We start from the raw sequence: 15,825 nt of genomic DNA, 5'->3' as shown, positions 1-15,825 counted from the left end.
GGATATAGGGCTTGAACGGGTCAAGCTTGCAGGGTCTGGGTGCGCGTGGCTTGTAGCGGATATCCGCTACGGGCAGCGGGCTACGGATATATCTGCGAACGGTCTCACGAGAGCATGAAAGCTGGCGCGCGATGGCGCGTATCGACATGCCCTGACGGTGTAAAACACTCATCTCCACTCTGGTCTCCAATGTCATCATTGGCAGTGCCTTAAAACTGCCATTTTTACCCTGGGTGGGTCAGATTTACATCGGTAGCGACAGGTATAGCCGTGGTCGACAACTAACTTCGCCGCTTCGAGCTTAAATTCTAGCGTGAAATGTTTAGCCATTGGGTCACCTGTGGTGTTGGGAAGGTGAGAATATCACCTTCCGATCAGGTGGCCAGTATCAGTGTGCCACTACAGTTTCGACTGGGAATGGGCCTAAGACAAATCCCTAATCAATTGCATTCGTTACTTGACTGAGAAGTAAAATTAAAGTCTTCTATTTACCGACGCTGCTCAATATCACACATTTTAATGAATCTGGTAACAAGTGATGTGAGATTTGCTAAAGTAGTTCCTGAGCTTATTAGTGGTTCACTCAATACCAAATCTGCGCTCCTGACGATTTCTATCAGAACAGCGCAGGTTTCCAGTTTCCCTGGTGTTGGCGCAGTATTCGCGCACCCCGGCCTTGGTCGGGGTCATTTTTTTAGCATCCGTAACCCATTGACGTAGTACTTCAACGTCATTGCGCCATTCCTGTTTCAGCTCATCAATCCATTCCTGCACGTTATCCCTCCATGCTGGCAGTTCCGGGCTTTGAATCTGTTTGGCAACCTGTTGCAAATGCGTGAGACCGACCGAGCCTGCAGCCCCTTTGATCTTGTGACCCTCTTCCGCAATCCCTTTTTGATCGCGCGCCATCATGTTGGAATCCAGCACGTCCAGATAACCCGGCATCATCTGCTCAAACATTTCCAGACTCTGATAGATCAACTTCGGCCCGATCAGTTCGATATATTGCTCAAGCATTGGCACATCCAGCAGCGCCAGCTGTTTTTCATCCATGTTGATCTCCGGTAAGGTTGGCAGTTCGACTTCCTGATAATCCCAGCATTTTTTGATCATCGCCGTCAGCGCAGGCACCACCAGCGGTTTGCTCAGCACATCATCTATGCCGGCATCCAGGTATTCACGTTTGTCCTTGAGCACGTTGGCGGTCAGCGCCACCAGCGGCGGCAGCTGCTCACCCGAGTGGCGCCGATGAATAGCACGCGCCACGTCCAGCCCGGTCATGTCCGGCAACTGGATATCCAGCAGCACTAGGTCAAATTCATCCGGGTCGAACATATCCAGCGCCGCCTGGCCGGTCATCGCCACTTCCACGCTGTTGCCGAGCTTCTCTAGCACCAAACGCGCCACGACAACGTTCAGCTCAATATCTTCCACCAGCAGCACATGCAGTGCTGGCAATGGCAGCTCGCCTTCCGACTGCTCATCCTCTACCTCTTCCGCAATACGCGGCGCGTTCAGCGTCAGGGTAAAGCAGGAGCCTTGGCCCGGGGCACTGCGCACGCTGATATCCCCGCCCATGCTTTGCGCTAGGCGGCGGGATACTGACAGCCCGATCCCAGTTCCGGTCGCCGGTTTGCCGCCGCGCTGATCCTTCACTTGGTAGTACATGGCGAAGATTTTATCCTGCTCGTCCTGCGGGATGCCCATGCCGGAGTCTTCAACCTCAAAGCGCAGGCAGTCATCCTGAAGGTAGCCAACGCGCACCACAATTTCGCCCTGCTGGGTAAATTTCACCGCGTTGCCGATCAGGTTCCACAGGATCTGACGCAGGCGCGTGCCGTCGGCGATAATTCTGTGCGGCAGCGGCAGGTCCGGTGCTAGTACAAACTTCAGCCCTTTCGGTTCCGCCAGCAGGCCGGAAAGGTTTTCCAGATCGGCTAGGAAGTCGGTGAAGTCGATCAGCTGGTTATCCAGCTGCACTTTGCGCCGCCCGATTTTGTCCATTTCAATCACGTCGTTGAAAATATTCCCGAGGGTGATCGCCGAAACGTGAATGGTTTTGAGGTATTTCAGCTGTTCCTGATTGAGATCGGTATCCAGCAGGATGCGGCTCAAACCGACAATGCCGTTAAGCGGCGTACGCAGCTCGTGGCTGATCGTAGAGATAAAAGTGGTCTTTTCCCTGCTGGCGTTCTCTAACGCGTCCTGATAGCGCTTACGCTCGGTTATATCGCGTCCGAAGCCCATCAGCCCACTGCGTTTGCCCACGCGGTCATAATAGGGTACTTTGCGGATTTCAAAACAGGCCTTGCGCCCGTTGGGATACTGCAACCACTGCTCATAAGTCAGGGAGACGTTGTAGCGAAACACTTTTTTGTCCGTTTCCAGCACTTTGGTGGCGGCATCGTCGTCATACACCTCTTTAGGTGACAGGCCGATTAACTGCTTCTCACTTTTGCCGGTCAGCAGCTCCATCGCCCGGTTACAACCGGAAAACTGCTGGTCGCTGTTGCGGTAGAAAACAAGGTCGGGAGAGGCGTCAAGGAACGAGCGCAGGAATGAGGATTGCTGTTCCAGCTCGATCTGCGCCTCTTCACGCCGCGCCATCTCCTCTTTCAGCCTGGTCATCACCTGCAGGCGCGCCTCTTCGGCTTTGATACGATCAGCAATCTCCTGATTTAGCTGGGTGATATTGCCCTGCATCTGCTGGTTCAGCTCAAGGTCGCGGTTACGCATCTCCTCCAGCTTATCCACCAGCCGTGACAGGTGCTGGCGCGACTCCTCCAGCTGTTCCACCACGACCGAGAGGAAATAGACCGCCCACGGGGTGATCAGCAGGCCGAAAAACACCGATCGCACCATGTCAATGCTTTCCACATGGCCGCGCAGCACCATGGTGACGGCCATCTGCACAATCATCGCCAGCACCACCAGCGCAGACGCCAGCAGCAATGAGAAACGCACCAGCCCCAGCTTAACCATCAAATCAACGTAATACTGTGCTAATAAACGAATTTGTTTCATAAAGAATCCCTTCCGCCTGATAGCCGCAATCATACCGGAATTGGACAAAAGACCAACGCACGATTGACCGCAGGACGCTGCCAGCGGTTGCACGGTAATAGTGCAGCACCATCCACAGGCGGCAGCCGCTTATGGCGGGATTATCGTCGCCGGCAGGCTAACGGGTGCGGATCGATGCTATTCCGCGCTAGGCCCGCATTTTGCCTAGATAAAAAAATTACGCCTCAGCATATTGACTAAATTTCATAACTGCATAATTTTCCGGGCTGCTGCCAGTTCGCAGCGCCATTTTTAGATGATGTTTTTCTTAGCGATGATGGAAATCACTCGCCTTTTTTTAGCTCATCCAAACGAATAACTATTCATATTTAATGAAATATTAATCACACTGCATAATCAATTTTACTAATGACACCCCCTGTTTTATTCAAATAACCACACTAACTAAAAACAGTGCGTTCCTGCGGTTATACCAATTTTTTACAGCACATTCTGCTGCCATTATCTCCGGCACCAGCATGGTGCAGAGATTCGGTACCTGCCCTATAGTGAGTCAGTTCACACTTCTCCCTCTGCTAACTCCCCTTGAATAGGGTTAAAAATATATTGATATATATATATCAATAATATAACTCACTCAAAGTGTCAAAAAGTATAAGTAAGAACGCTATTTGACCTGAGTACGCTTTACCGATAAGTTGGAAATCCGCTGGAAGATTTCTTCAGGGGTCAGCGTCTTGGCATATCTAAGCAGCAATCAGACTCCCTTGTGATGCAAGTTATCTCCACCCAGAGACCCGGAATTAAAGTGAGCGGTCCCCTTCAAGGATGTTTTAGACAATATCTGGCGAGGGATGCCCGGATTCACGGTGTCCGTAACAAACAGCGGCAAGAATATTATACAGAGCCTAGAGAGATGCCGAGCGCCCTCTGTGCCTGAAGAATAGTGGTAATGTCAAAGCAGTTAAGGAGGCCCCCGATGTCCAACTCAAAACCTTATCCTTATGGACTGTACGATCCATCAAAAGATAGTGACAGCTGTGGTGTGGGTTTCATTACTCGTAAGGATGGCGAGCAAACTCATGAGGTTCTGCAAATGGCGCACAGCGCACTCTGCACAGTACCTCACCGTGGGGGCATGTCTGCTGAAGGCGTCGGTGACGGCGCCGGAGTTAACGTTGACCTCTCTCTGCACTTCTTCCGCAAAGTCACCGGGCTGCCGTTAGAAGCCGGGTGCTTTGGCGTGGGTAACTTCTTCGTACCGAAAGATGCTGCGCTGCGTGGCAACGCCGAGCGTCTGGTAGAAGAGACACTGGCCACTTATGATCTTGCCATTACTATTAAGCGTGACCTGCCGCTGGATACCAGCGTGCTGCGCCCGGCGGCGATCCCGTTCCAGTGGCCTATCGTGCAGTGGGTGTTTACTGCCCCAGCCGATATAACTAACCAGATTGACTTCGAAAAGCACATCTATCGCGCACTACTGGACATCGAAGCACGCGCCTTTACCGAAAGCGAATTTGGCGGTCTGTATCCGCTGTCGCTCTCCTCGCGCACTCAGGTATTTAAAGCACGCCTGAACTCAAACGAAGTGATCCCCTATTTCCAAGATCTGGCCGATGCTGACCATCAAGTGCGCGGTCTGTTCTTCCATACCCGTTTCTCGACTAATACCGACCCGCATACCACCATGGCGCAGCCGTTCCGCCTGATGGCGCACAACGGCGAGCTGAACACTGACCGTAAAAACCGCATTGCAGAGTCGGCGCTGGCGCTGGCTCGTGGCAAGAAGATTGTGCGACCAAAAGGCCAGTCTGACAGCTCACGCCTTGACCAGAGCATTCACAGCCGCCTGATGGAAGATAACCTCGACCTGATCACCGCCGTGATCTCGATGATGCCGCCAGCGTGGGAAAACGACCCTTCGCTGTCTGCGGAAGTGCGCGCAATGCTGGAATACTTCTCCCTGTATGAAGAGAAGAATGACGGCCCGGCAGCGCTGATCTTCGGCAACGGTGAAGTGATTGGTGCCCGTCTGGACCGCTTGGGCCTGCGCCCGCTGCGTTCCGTCGAAACCGCCGAGTACATCGGTGCCATGTCCGAAGCCGGTCAGATTGCCTTCCCACCGGAGAGCGTGCTGCGCCGTGGTCGTATCGAAGCGGGCGGGATGCTGTATTACGATCACCGCGAAAAGCGCAGCTACACCACGCTCGAAGCGCTGGAGAAACTGGCAGCGGTAGAGGATTACCCGGCGCTGCTGGCACAGTCGCGCGTTACGCTGGATGAGCTGCCGGTGATCCCGGCGGAGCAACAAGGCTCCCCACTGCGTTATAGCGGCGACCTCAAAACCTATCAGCGTTTTGTGGCGTACTACTACAACCAAGAAAGCTTCAAGTTCATGATGGACCCGATGCTCACCACCGGCGCAGAGAAAATCTCAGCGATGGGCTACGGCAACGCCATCAATGCCCTGTCCGACCACGAAGGCGGCATGGCCCACTACTTCTCCCAGCGCTTTGCGCAGGTGACTAACCCGCCGCTCGACTCCATTCGTGAAGCCGACGGCATGACGCTGCGCGTGGCGCTGGGTGCTAAACCGCACCTCGGCCGCAGCAAAGGCAAGCAGATTGTGGTGCCAAGCCCGATCCTGACCCACCTGGATATGCTGCAGCTGCGTGAGCAGACCGTTGCCCCGTACAAACGCTTTGAGATGCTCTACACCCCGGTGATTGGCGTCGATCCGCTGAATCGTGCCGCCAACGCGGACGCGCTGGAAAAAACCATCGACGATTTAGCGCAGGAAGTGGTCGATTTCGCCCACGAACAGGGCGGCATCGCGGTGATCACTGACCGCCACATCTCCTCAACCCGCGCCAGCATTCCAATGCTGCTGATGGTTTCCGCCATTAACCAACGACTAGTGCAGGAAGGTCTGCGTCTCGACGTCTCGCTGGTGGTGGAGAGCGGTCAAAGCATTTCGTCACACCATATCGCGGCCACCCTCGGCTTCGGCGCTTCAGCGGTCTATCCGCTCGGCGTGCAGATGCGGGCGGAAGAGAAGTACGGTGAAGGCGAAGGCGGCAACAAAGCCTTTAAACGTTATGCCAAAGCCGCAGAAAAAGCGCTGATGAAAACCATGGGCAAAGTCGGCCTGTGTACCGTTGAAAGCTACAGCTGCGGTGAGTTCTTCGAGCCGAACTTCCTCGACACCGAAGATCGCGTGCTGAAGAAATACTTCCCGAACATCAAGACCCCAGTCGGCGGCGCAGGCTTCGCCAGCATCGCGCAGATGGCGGTGGACTGGCATCAGAGCGCGCTGCGAATTCAGGGCGAAAACGAAGTGCCGCTGCTTGGCCTGTTTAAAGAGCGCGCGGAAGGGGCCGGTCACTCTTACGGCTCCATCGCCGTGCGTACCTTCATCGATATGACCGAGCAGCCGATCCGTTTCTCCGACAAGCCGCGTGAGGAGGATAACTTTATCCGCCTGATGACGCTGGCTAAGCTGGATAACGCTTTCGACATCAAAGCCAAATCCTTTAAGGACAGCAGCTTCGAACGCATCCCGAACGAGGTGATTGATAACTTTGCTATCACCCTGGACTACCGTCAGTTCTCCAGCCTGATGCAGGAAGAGCGTAAACTCCGTCCTGCGGCGCTGCGTGACATTCTCGCCTTCCCGGCGGATCTGACCCACGTCGACAGCGAAGCCGAATTTACCCGCAAGCTGGGCCGTTACTCGCTGGTCAACAATGTCTTTGCGGTGCGCGGCATGGTGTGCCAGGCGGTCGAAAACCGTGAAGGCCAGTTCACGCTGCGCCTGACCGATGCCATCGTCGGTCTAAAAAGCGAGCACGATCGACTGACCACCCTGTCCGGCGTGTTGAAAAAACGCTTCGGTGATGCAATTGGGCACAGCGAAATCAGCGCAAACACGCTGCACATCAGCGCCAACGGCAAAGCGGCTGACTACCTGTCGCGCATCTTCACCATCTCTGCGGTGCTGCCGCTGAGCGAAGTGCAGCCTGCGCATGAAATTACCCGTACCTTTGCCTCCGGTGCGATGAGCCACGGCGCGCTGGTTGCTCCGGCGCACGAAGCGGTGGCGCACGGCACCAACATGGTTGGCGGCATGAGCAACTGTGGTGAGGGCGGCGAGCACTACTCGCGCCACGGCACCATTCGCGCTTCACGCATCAAGCAGCTCGCTTCCGGCCGCTTTGGCGTCTGGGCAGCCTATCTAGCGGACCCGATGCTGGAAGAGCTGGAGATCAAAATCGGTCAGGGTGCAAAACCGGGCGAAGGCGGTCAGTTACCGGCGGCGAAAGTCACCGTTGAGATCGCCGCAGCGCGCGGAGGCACACCGGGCGTTGAGCTGGTTTCACCACCGCCGCACCACGACACCTACTCCATCGAGGATCTGGCACAGCTGATCCACGACTGTAAAGCGGCGCGCGTGCGCGTGATCGTGAAGCTGGTGTCGTCTGAAGGTATCGGCACCATCGCGGTTGGCGTGGCGAAAGCCGGTGCCGATGTGATTAACGTCTCGGGTAACACCGGCGGCACCGGTGCGGCTTCCGTCACCAGCCTGAAATACACTGGCCGCGTGGCGGAGATCGGCATCGCCGAAGTTCACCAAGCGCTGTGTGCTAACGGCCTGCGCGAAAAAGTGCTGCTCCGCTGCTCCGGCGCTCAGCAGACCGGTAGCGACGTGGTGAAATCCGCGCTGCTAGGCGGCGATAGCTTCGAGTTCGGCACCACCGCGCTGATGATGCTGAAGTGCGTCATGGCGAAAAACTGTAACGTGAAATGCCCGGCCGGATTAACCACCAATGCCGAAGCGTTTGACGGCGATCCGCGCCAGCTGGCACAGTACTTCATCAACGTCGCGCACGAAGTGCGTGAGATGCTGGCGCGCCTCGGCCTGCGCTCTCTGCGTGAAGCGCGTGGACGTTCTGACCTGCTGCACCTGATGGTTCACCCGCTGGAAGTCGGCAAGCTGGATCTACGCGCCATGTTAACCGTGGTGCCGGAGCTAAAAATTACCCGCCCGGTCTATCTGGAAAAAGATTTCGAGCTGGACGATGGCTGGGTCGACTTGGTGAAAGATCAGCTGGTCACTCAGGGATTGACTGCTATCGCCCTTGGCGATGGCATCACCCTGAACAACCGAAATAAGAGCATCGGCGGCCAGCTGGCGATTGATATCGAACGCCTGCTGAACCATCAGCTGGACGCGGAGCAGCTGAGCGCTATTCCGGCAGCCCTGCTGGACGATCGCGGTCGCCGTTATCTGGCACCGGGTACCGTCACCATCGCCACGTCCGGCTCTGCCGGTCAGTCTTACGGCGTGTTCTGTAACGACGGCATGCGCCTTGAGCACTATGGCACCTGTAACGACGGCGTCGGCAAGGGCCAGTGCGGCGGCGAGATCATGGTGATGTCGCCTAGCGGCGGCTCGCAGGATGCCGAAGGCAACGTGCTGGTCGGTAACTTCGCGCTGTTCGGCGCCACCGGCGGGCGTCTGTTTGCTCAGGGCCAGGCGGGTGACCGCTTCGCCGTGCGTAACTCCGGTGCCACGGCGGTCGTCGAAGGTGTCGGTGATTTCTGCTGCGAATATATGACCAACGGCGCGGTGCTCAACCTCGGCACTTACGGTACCGGCTTCGGCAACGGCATGAGCGGCGGCTTCGCCTATCAGTATGACCCGTACGGCACGTTGGCGGGTTCCGTAGCGGCTAACTCGGTGATGCTCGGTTCGATTACCGACGACAACGAGATGGCGCGTGTACACAAAGACGCGGTGCTGACGATGCTAAACTGGCATCTGGACGCGACCCACTCGCCGCATGCGCAGTGGCTGCTGGATCATTGGGAAAGCGAGAGCCAGCATTTCGTCTACGTGATGCCGCGCTCCCTGCTGCTCTACCAAGACGGCACTGAGATCCTGAAAGCCAAGATCCGCAAGGATCTGCTGGATGAGTTATCTACCGCGCTGGCCGCTCACCAAGTGGCGAAGTTTAAAGCCGCATGGCGGGATGGCAAGGCGATCGCAAACGGTGCGGTTCCGGGCTACGGCGCGACCGACACCCCTGAGATGTTGGTGCTGCTGAACAACTACACCGTGCTGAGTTCGGCACAGCAGCTGGCGCTCTCCCGCCTGCCGAAAGGCACGCTGGTGCAGGATCCAGCCGTTGAAAAAGCGGTGCGCAACTTGCTGATGACGGAAGATCTCACCCTGATCAGTAAGCTGCAGCGCCACGGTCGTGCGGCTATTGAAAGCTACAGTGACGAAGAGCTTTCCTACCTGATTGGCGCCAAGCGTATGTCAGATTATAAAGCCGCCCTGACGCAGCGTAATATCCGCTCCATGGACAGCTTAGCAACCTACGGCTGGATCCTGTATCAGGATACCTGTAACCGGGAAGTGCTGGGGCGTCTGCCTGACTTTGAAAAGCTGTTTGCACGCGCTGCGCTGCCAGAACTGGCGGCAGCGGTTGGCAAATTAGCCTGATAACACAGTTTATAGAGAACGGGATTGAGTACATAGCTAATGAAGATTCCTTATATTCCTGAAGATGCGCCATTCAATGGCGAACAGAAATTTTGGCTGGCGGGCTTTCTTGCTGGGTTACATTCACGCCTGCTAGTGCTAGAAAACCAGCCGCAAGCGGCAAGCGGGGTAGCGTCGGCTGCCAACACCCAGCTGCACATCCTGTTTGGTTCGCAGACCGGTAATGCTGAAGCCTTAGCGCAGAGCGCGGCGAAAACCGCCCGCGCCAAAGGTCTGGTGCCCGTGGTTCAGGGGCTGGGCGAAGTGGATATCGAAGTGTTCGCCACCATGCGTCACGTACTGGTGATCACCTCCACCTACGGTGAAGGCGAGATGCCGGACAATGCCCAGCTGTTCTGGCAGGCGATTTCTACCAGCACCGCGCCGCGTCTTGAGCAGATGCACTTTGCGGTTCTGGCTATCGGTGATACCGGCTACAACGGCTTCTGCCAGGCGGGTAAATTTATTGATATGCGCCTAGAGCAGCTGGGCGCGAAACGCGTTTACAACCGTATTGACTGCGATATCGACTTTGAAGAGCCGTCCAACGAGTGGATCGCCGCTTCCATGCCTCAGTTTGCCGCCAGCGCGGGCAGCAGCGGCACAGTGCTGGAAAGCGCGCCGGAAGCGCCAGTCATTCCGGGCAGCAACAAGAACAACCCGTATCCGGCAGCGCTGGCGACCAACAAGCGTCTGTCCAGTGAAAACTCCGGTAAGGACATCCGTCACTTCGAGTTTGACCTGACCGACAGCGGCCTGAAGTACGAAGCGGGCGATGCACTGGGGGTGATCCCGGTGAACGAACCGTCGTTGGTTAACCTGCTGCTGACGCAGCTAAAATCCGATTACGATACGCCGGTCCCTGGCTTCGAACGTAGCCTAGGTGACCTGCTGACCTATCAGTTCGAGATTTCCGAGCCTTCGCGCAAGCTGATCGAGTGGGTAGGCCAAAACACCACCAACCAGGAGCTGCGCCACGTCCTGCAGCACGATGACAAAGATGCGCTTGGCGTGTGGCTGTGGGGCAAAGATACCCTCGACTTGCTGCAGCTCGATGTTACCCGTGCGCTGAGCATTCCTGAGTTTGTTGTCCTGCTTCGCCCGTTACAGCACCGCGCTTACTCCATCTCCTCCAGCCAGAAGGCGCACCCGAATCAGGTGCACCTGACGATTGATTCCGTGCGCTATCACCGCGCCGGACGCGCGCGCAGCGGCGTGTGCTCGACCTACCTGGCCGAGCGCGTGAAGCGTGGTGAGAAGCCGGCGATCTTTATTTCGCCAAATAAAGCGTTCCGCGTGCCGTCCAATGGCGATGCGCCGCTGATCATGATTGGCCCAGGCACCGGTATCGCGCCGTTCCGCGCCTTCCTCCAGGAGCGTGATACGGTGGGCGCCAAAGGCAAAAACTGGCTGTTCTTCGGTAACCAACATCAGGAACATGACTACATCTATCAGGACGAGCTGAACAGCTGGAAAGAGAAAGGTCTGCTGACCCGCCTTGATCTGGCGTTCTCCCGCGATCAGGCTGAGAAAATTTACGTGCAGACCCGCATGCTGGAACAGGGCGCAGAGCTGTTTACGTGGCTGGAAGACGGTGCGTACTTCTACGTTTGTGGCGATGCATCACGCATGGCAAAAGACGTCGATAAGGCGCTGTACCAGGTGATTACTCAGTTTGGTAGCATGTCTGCGGAGCGTGCAGCCGATTACGTTGACCAGCTGAAGAAAGAGAAGCGTTACCTGCGCGACGTGTATTAAGAATTGGCAGTATAAAAAAACGGGCCATACGGCCCGTTTTTTATTTCACGACGCGTAACGCCGGACGACCACCGTGCGGCGGCTCGTCGTCGGGACCGTTATCGTCATCCTGATCGCTGTCGTCAGGACGATCGCCATCGATAACCGACATTACCGTTTCCGGTGCGCTATCCTGCGCATCAGAAGCCTCGTACTCGCCATACGCTGGCTCTGGCTCAAACATAGTTCCTGCACCGTTTTCACGCGCGTAAATTGCCAGCACCGCCATTAACGGCACGAAAACCTGACGTGGAACGCCGCCGAAACGCGCGCTGAAGCGCACTTCGTCATTGCCAAGCTCGAGGTTGCCCACGGCACGCGGCGCGATGTTCAGAACGATCTGACCATCACGGGCATATTCCAGGGGCACCATTACACCCGGAAAATTAATGTCTACGACCAGATGCGGCGTGAGATTATTGTCGAGCAACCACTCATAAAAAGCGCGCAGCAGGTAGGGACGACGTGCGGTAAGTTGAGACATTTCCATCGTAATCAGCCCCACGTTTGCAGGCGCATTTCACGTTCTGCTTCCGTCAGGGAAGCTAGGAAGGAATCACGCTCGAAGACACGCGTCATATAGCCTTTCAGCTCTTTTGAACCAGCACCAATCAGCTCAATGCCCATCTGCGGCAGACGCCATAGCAATGGGGCCAAGTAACAATCTACCAAGCTAAACTCTTCGCTCATAAAGAACGGCGTGCGGGCGAACAGTGGCGCGATAGCCAGTAGTTCTTCACGCAGCTGCTTACGCGCTGCTTCCGCTTCCTGCGCCGTGCCATTTTCAACCTTAAGCATCAGGCTATACCAATCCTGCTCAACGCGGTGCATCATCAGGCGGCTTTCACCACGCGCAACCGGATAAACTGGCATCAGCGGTGGATGCGGGAAACGTTCGTCTAAATACTCCATGATGATGCGCGATTCATAGAGTGTCAGCTCGCGATCAACAAGGGTGGGTACGGTACGGTACGGGTTGAGGTCGATCAGATCCTGCGGCAGGTTATCCGTTTCAACCTGCTCGATCTCGACACTAACACCCTTCTCAGCTAGGACAATACGTACCTGATGGCTGAAAATGTCAGTCGGACCAGAAAACAGCGTCATTACCGAACGTTTGTTGGCAGCGACAGCCATGTAAACCTCCAAGTTTATCGAGAAAATTACTGCGAATAGCTATCCACGCAGCGACTCATTATTGCCATCAGCCCGAAGTTTGACCAATCTTCCACTGCACTGGATACCAGCGTCATTTCCCGGCCAATGGGAACAAAGTCACGCATAGTTTACCAGATTTTAGCCAGCTTGTGGGGAGCGGAGTGTCGAATTGCGGGGAAAATGACAAAGACGTGCGTGTTTCGCGCTTTTTGTGCAGGCAAGAAATAAAAAACCCGGTGCCGGACACCAGGTTTCCCGATAATCGTTTCTGCGTGAGCAGAAAAAATTAACGTTTGGAGAACTGAGGACGACGACGCGCTTTACGCAGACCGACTTTCTTACGTTCAACTTTACGAGCATCACGAGTAACGAGGCCTGCTTTACGCAGTTCGCCACGCAGGGACTCGTCGTACTCCATCAGAGCGCGTGTGATACCGTGACGGATCGCACCAGCCTGACCAGAGATACCACCACCTTTAACAGTGATGTACAGATCAAATTTACCAACCATGTCCAGCAGTTCCAGCGGTTGACGAACTACCATGCGGGCAGTTTCACGACCGAAGTACTGTTCTAATGAACGCTGGTTGATAACGATGTTACCGCTACCCGGCTTAATAAACACGCGTGCGGAAGAGCTTTTGCGGCGACCAGTGCCGTAGTTTTGATTCTCAGCCATTGCCTGTAATCCCGATTAAATGTCAAGAACTTGCGGTTGCTGTGCCGCATGGTTGTGCTCGTTGCCCGCGTAAACTTTCAGTTTACGGTACATAGCACGACCCAGCGGCCCCTTTGGCAGCATGCCTTTAACCGCGATTTCAATCACGCGTTCAGGACGGCGAGTAATCATCTCTTCAAAGGTCGCTTGTTTGATACCACCGACGAAACCAGTGTGGTGGTAATACACTTTATCGGTACGCTTGTTACCCGTTACGGCAACTTTTTCTGCGTTCAGAACGATAATGTAATCACCAGTATCAACGTGCGGAGTATATTCCGCTTTGTGCTTACCGCGCAGGCGACAAGCCAATTCAGTCGCTAAACGACCTAAGGTTTTGCCTGTTGCGTCAACAAGATACCAGTCACGTTGGATTGATTCTGGCTTAGCTGTAAAAGTTTTCATCTAAAAACTTACCCAAATTAAGTTACACGTTGGTGAAATCCCAAACGCTTGAATAAACGGTTGGAGCTGACACGACCACCTTGACCAGTAAGCCCACCCCTTCGGATAAGAGTTACTGGAACACAAAGAGTTTTTGGGAAAGAAACCTTTGCTGTAACGCGGGGCCGCAAGATTATAGAAAAGTCGCCTTAAAAGATCGAACGTTTTCTGCAAAAAAGATCCTCATCCCGCCGCGCCCATTCAAATTTCAGGGCAAATGCGGCAGTCGCAGATACTCTTCACTCTGCATTTCCTGCAGACGGGATACGCAGCGTTGATACTCAAACTTCAGCCGCGTGCCCTGATAAATCTCGTAAAGTGATGTTTCCGCCGAGACCACCAGCCTGACGTGCCGCTCGTAGAACTCATCCACCAGCGCCAGAAATCGCCGTGCTTGGTCTTCGGTCTTGTAAATCATCACTGGCACATCATACAGCAATACGCTGTGAAAACGGCTAGAAAGTTCAATATAGTCGTTCTGGCTGCGCCCTTCCCCACACAGCACATTGAAACTCATCGCCACAACGCCCTCAGCCCCGCCCAACGTTGGCAGCTGACGGTGATTAATCTCCAGCGGTTCATGGGCTTCACGCGGTTTTCCCGCTAGCGCCAAGAACATCCGCTCCATCTCTTTGGCGGTCTCTTCACCGAGCGGCGTCATCCACAGATGCGCCGAGGTTAGCGTGCGCAGGCGGTAATCGATACCGGCATCAACGTTCATGATTTCGCAGTGCTTCTTGATCATCTCAATCGCGGGTAGAAAACGTGCGCGTTGCAAACCGTTACGATAGAGATCGTCCGGCGGGATATTTGAAGTGGCGACCAGCGTGATGCCACGACTGAACAGCGCTTCCATCAATGTGCCGAGCAGCATCGCATCGGCAATGTCTGACACGAAAAATTCGTCAAAGCAAAACAGGTCGGTTTCCGCCTTGAAGCGGTCGGCAACAATCTGCAGCGGATCGCTCTGCCCCTGCAGTTCTGTCAGCTCCTGATGCACGCGCAGCATAAAGCGATGAAAGTGCAGGCGCTGCTTACGCTCACCAAGAATCGACTGAAAAAACATATCCATCAGCCAAGTTTTGCCGCGCCCAACGCCGCCCCACATATACAGACCGCGAGACGGTGCCTGCGTCGTCGGTTCGCTTGTGCCCATCAGCTTGTTGAGCTTGCCAAACAGATCGCCGCTGGCGGCGGGCGCCGGAGGGCTAACACGGCTTAACGCCTGCCAGATACCGTCTAAACGGGTCATGGCGGTGCGCTGAACTTCATCGGGCTGATACTCGCTGTTTTCCAGCGCTTGCTGGTAGCGCACCAGCGTGGACATCGTTTGCATAATTGAGTCACTTTCTCTGAAAGAAATGCCTATGGCGGTCTTGACCGTCGAAAAAAAGTCGTTCTACACTAAGCGAAGCTGCCGCAACATTCCACTTCCAATACATTAGCGGTTATAGTAGCTGGTATCAGATGGAAAAGCCTTACGTAACAACAAAGACAATATGGGAGTCATTATGACTTGGGAATACGCGCTTATTGGGTTAGTAGTTGGGATTATTATTGGCGCGGTAGCAATGCGTTTTGGCAACAAAAAACTGCGCGAACAACGCAGTCTGCAGTACGAGCTGGAAAAGAGTAAAGCAGAGCTGGCGGATTATCGTAAAGAGCTGACTAACCATTTTGCCCACAGCGCCGAGCTGTTAGACAACATGGCACGCGACTACCGTCAGCTGTATCAGCATATGGCGAAAGGTTCTAATGACCTACTGCCAGACCTGCCGGGTGAAAAAAACCCGTTTGCTTATCAGCTGACTGAATCAGAAGCGGATAACGACCAAGTGCCGGTACAGATGCCGTGTGACTACCCGGACAGCGCCTATGGCCTACTGCGTGGTGACCGCGCTACCAAGTAATCATCTTCGTGGGGTGCCAGCCACTCCATGTTTCAAGCACCGTTCAATTCATTGCAAGACACATACAGCCTGTCATTTTAGCAATGGGCATTTTCCCTGCTAGCGAGAGTTTGCTTCCGATGAAAAACAAATTATTACTGTTAAGCACATTAGCATTGAGTGTCGGTGTCAGTATGGTCACAGTCCCCGCGGCTGTTGCTGTCGATACCGATCGAATTCTGACC

General features: G+C 55.0%; 10 protein-coding genes and 1 pseudogene. 3 read left to right on the top strand and 8 right to left on the bottom strand.

The features are described from left to right. The 3 genes and pseudogenes from BBW68_RS15990 to arcB all read right to left on the bottom strand — a co-directional run. Positions 1–199: helix-turn-helix domain-containing protein (locus BBW68_RS15990; RefSeq protein ID WP_148127558.1), on the bottom strand; the 199-nt coding region annotated here is incomplete at its 3' end. Continuing rightward, entirely contained in the window at positions 196–330 is a 135-nt protein-coding gene (locus tag BBW68_RS20145) for a hypothetical protein (protein WP_276325374.1), read from the bottom strand. The genes BBW68_RS15990 and BBW68_RS20145, both read right to left, overlap by 4 nt. Positions 331–690: 360 nt before the next feature. Beyond that, positions 691–3,024, bottom strand: a pseudogene (gene arcB, locus BBW68_RS05800) (aerobic respiration two-component sensor histidine kinase ArcB); the annotation flags it as partial. A gap of 979 nt (positions 3,025–4,003) precedes the next feature. Between arcB and BBW68_RS05795 the strand changes: the two are divergent. Continuing rightward, positions 4,004–9,535, top strand: coding sequence for a glutamate synthase-related protein (locus tag BBW68_RS05795; RefSeq protein ID WP_070134391.1), 5,532 nt, complete (start codon positions 4,004–4,006; stop codon positions 9,533–9,535). Between the two features lie 39 nt (positions 9,536–9,574). Then, positions 9,575–11,332, top strand: coding sequence for a sulfite reductase subunit alpha (locus BBW68_RS05790; protein WP_070134390.1), 1,758 nt, complete (start codon positions 9,575–9,577; stop codon positions 11,330–11,332). Between the two features lie 40 nt (positions 11,333–11,372). On the opposite strand, the gene sspB is transcribed toward BBW68_RS05790, so the two are convergent. From sspB to zapE, 5 genes are all read right to left on the bottom strand, one after another. Beyond that, on the bottom strand, positions 11,373–11,861 hold the full coding sequence (sspB, locus tag BBW68_RS05785; RefSeq protein WP_070134393.1) for a ClpXP protease specificity-enhancing factor: 489 nt from the start codon (positions 11,859–11,861) through the stop codon (positions 11,373–11,375). Positions 11,862–11,866: 5 nt separating this feature from the next. Next, the gene (gene sspA, locus BBW68_RS05780) at positions 11,867–12,508 is read right to left on the bottom strand and encodes a stringent starvation protein SspA (RefSeq protein ID WP_070134389.1); all 642 of its coding nucleotides are present in this window, start codon (positions 12,506–12,508) and stop codon (positions 11,867–11,869) included. 307 nt (positions 12,509–12,815) lie between these two features. Further along, positions 12,816–13,208 carry a 30S ribosomal protein S9 gene (gene rpsI / locus BBW68_RS05775; RefSeq protein WP_070134388.1) on the bottom strand — a complete coding sequence of 131 codons (393 nt, stop codon included), beginning with the start codon at positions 13,206–13,208 and terminating at the stop codon, positions 12,816–12,818. A gap of 15 nt (positions 13,209–13,223) precedes the next feature. Beyond that, positions 13,224–13,652, bottom strand: a complete 429-nt coding sequence (rplM, locus tag BBW68_RS05770) for a 50S ribosomal protein L13 (protein ID WP_070134387.1) — start codon at positions 13,650–13,652, stop codon at positions 13,224–13,226. Between the two features lie 247 nt (positions 13,653–13,899). Further along, entirely contained in the window at positions 13,900–15,027 is a 1,128-nt protein-coding gene (gene zapE, locus BBW68_RS05765; protein ID WP_070134386.1) for a cell division protein ZapE, read from the bottom strand. A 175-nt stretch (positions 15,028–15,202) separates the two neighbouring features. Between zapE and zapG the strand changes: the two genes are divergently transcribed. After that, a complete protein-coding gene (gene zapG, locus BBW68_RS05760; protein ID WP_070134392.1) occupies positions 15,203–15,601 on the top strand; it encodes a Z-ring associated protein ZapG in 399 nt (132 codons plus the stop codon). Positions 15,602–15,825: the final 224 nt, after the last annotated feature.

The sequence above is a fragment of the Candidatus Erwinia dacicola genome, assembly GCF_001756855.1.
Classification (GTDB): Bacteria; Pseudomonadota; Gammaproteobacteria; order Enterobacterales; family Enterobacteriaceae; genus Erwinia; species Erwinia dacicola.
The sequence above is the reverse complement of the archived record's forward strand: the minus strand, read 5'-3'. Positions and strand labels throughout refer to the sequence as shown.

Excerpts from the sequence above, each read along its gene's own strand:
- BBW68_RS20145 (WP_276325374.1), bottom strand. The coding sequence starts at position 330 with ATGGCTAAACATTTCACGCTAGAATTTAAGCTCGAAGCGGCGAAGTTA.
- BBW68_RS05795 (WP_070134391.1), top strand. The coding sequence starts at position 4,004 with ATGTCCAACTCAAAACCTTATCCTTATGGACTGTACGATCCATCAAAA.
- BBW68_RS05790 (WP_070134390.1), top strand. The coding sequence starts at position 9,575 with ATGAAGATTCCTTATATTCCTGAAGATGCGCCATTCAATGGCGAACAG.
- sspB (WP_070134393.1), bottom strand. The coding sequence starts at position 11,861 with ATGGAAATGTCTCAACTTACCGCACGTCGTCCCTACCTGCTGCGCGCT.
- sspA (WP_070134389.1), bottom strand. The coding sequence starts at position 12,508 with ATGGCTGTCGCTGCCAACAAACGTTCGGTAATGACGCTGTTTTCTGGT.
- rpsI (WP_070134388.1), bottom strand. The coding sequence starts at position 13,208 with ATGGCTGAGAATCAAAACTACGGCACTGGTCGCCGCAAAAGCTCTTCC.
- rplM (WP_070134387.1), bottom strand. The coding sequence starts at position 13,652 with ATGAAAACTTTTACAGCTAAGCCAGAATCAATCCAACGTGACTGGTAT.
- zapE (WP_070134386.1), bottom strand. The coding sequence starts at position 15,027 with ATGCAAACGATGTCCACGCTGGTGCGCTACCAGCAAGCGCTGGAAAAC.
- zapG (WP_070134392.1), top strand. The coding sequence starts at position 15,203 with ATGACTTGGGAATACGCGCTTATTGGGTTAGTAGTTGGGATTATTATT.